This window comes from Mitsuaria sp. TWR114 (assembly GCF_007997345.1).
The window spans coordinates 1-1,293 of record NZ_VOSR01000803.1 but is presented as its reverse complement, the minus strand read 5'-3'; the positions used below and the strand labels follow the sequence as shown (position 1 = coordinate 1,293).

General features: G+C 71.3%; 2 protein-coding genes. Both read right to left on the bottom strand.

All coding sequences use genetic code 11. The features are described 5' to 3' along the window. Window positions 1-109: 109 nt before the first annotated feature. Entirely contained in the window at window positions 110-1,033 is a 924-nt protein-coding gene (locus tag FUT87_RS24395; protein ID WP_186830737.1) for an alpha/beta hydrolase, read from the bottom strand. After that, window positions 973-1,293, bottom strand: a 321-nt coding sequence (locus FUT87_RS29345) for a hypothetical protein (protein ID WP_186830736.1), incomplete at its 5' end; no start/stop codon positions are given. The genes FUT87_RS24395 and FUT87_RS29345, both read right to left, overlap by 61 nt.

Below are 1,293 nucleotides of genomic sequence, written 5' to 3'. Positions count from 1 at the left end.
AAGCGCGGGCTCTCCACGATGCAGGGGGCATCGCGTCCGCGAACCCCCAGCATCATTCCGGCCCCACTCGCAGTCGTGGGACACGACCATCCTCGAACCGAGGACTGAGTCAATAGGTGCCTTGGCCCTTGGGCATCGGAGGACGGACCTCGACAGGGAACGGATCCCGCTGCTGACGATTGCCGTCGCGCGGCTTGGCGTTGAACTGCCGGTCGACGAAGCGCAGCATCGGCTCCACACGCGCCGCCCAGCTCGCTTCATCATGCGTCGCGCCCTCCGCCTCGAGGTAGGCGATGTCTCCGCTGGCCCAGCCGCGCGCGTACAGCACGCCACGCAGCTTGCGCAATTGCCGGATCGCCTCGGCCCCTTCGCCAGTCCCCATGTCCAGCCACAGCTTCGGACGCGGCACCGACATCGGCAGCGGTGTCTTCTGCGCATCCCGGATCGGGAATTCGTTGTCCCACCACAGCGAGGGCGACACCACCAGCGCCGTGCCGAACACGTCGCCGTGATGCACCGCCAGCCACAGGCTCATGATCCCGCCCAGCGACGATCCGCCCACCGCCGTGTGCGCCGCGTCCGGCAGCGTGCGGTAGCGCGCGTCGATCGCGGGCTTGAGCTGCTCGATCAGGTAGCGCGCGTAGGCCGCCGCCTGGCCGCCCTGCGTGTGGCCGTCGCGGCTCATCGCGGTGGCGGTGTACTCGTCGATGCGGCGCGCGGTGTTGTTGACCGCCACGATGATCATCGGCTGGATCTGCCCGTCGACCGTCAGGCGCTGCGCCGTTTCGTCGACCTGCCATTCGGCGCCTGCCGCCGCCGCGTCGAAGACGTTCTGCCCGTCGTGCAGGTAGAGCACCGGATAACGGCGCTGCGTGTCGCGCTCGTAGTTCGGCGGCAGCCAGACCTGCACGCCGCGCGCGCCGACGAAGCGCTCCGGCAGCGGCTCCAGGCGTTCGATGGTGCCGGCGCGGCTCAGCGAGATCGGCGCGCCCGGCGCGTTGAACGCACGCGTGACGCGCACCTCGTCCGACACCAGCTCGATCGCGCGGTTGCCGCCGGTCTCCCAGCCCGCGTCGCCTTCGCCCTGGCCGGGGGCTCGATGCGGAACTTGTAGGGCACGGTGCCGCCGGGCGGCACGCGCTCGAAGCTCGTGGTGACGCTGTACCAGCCGTCGCGCCCCAGCCCGGCGGCCGGCGCGATCAGCGAGCGCGTCCAGCTCAGCGGCGCGGCGCCGCCACGCACGCCCACCATGTCCCGGGCCGGATCGAAGCGGCCGGCGGCGATCTCGTCGCG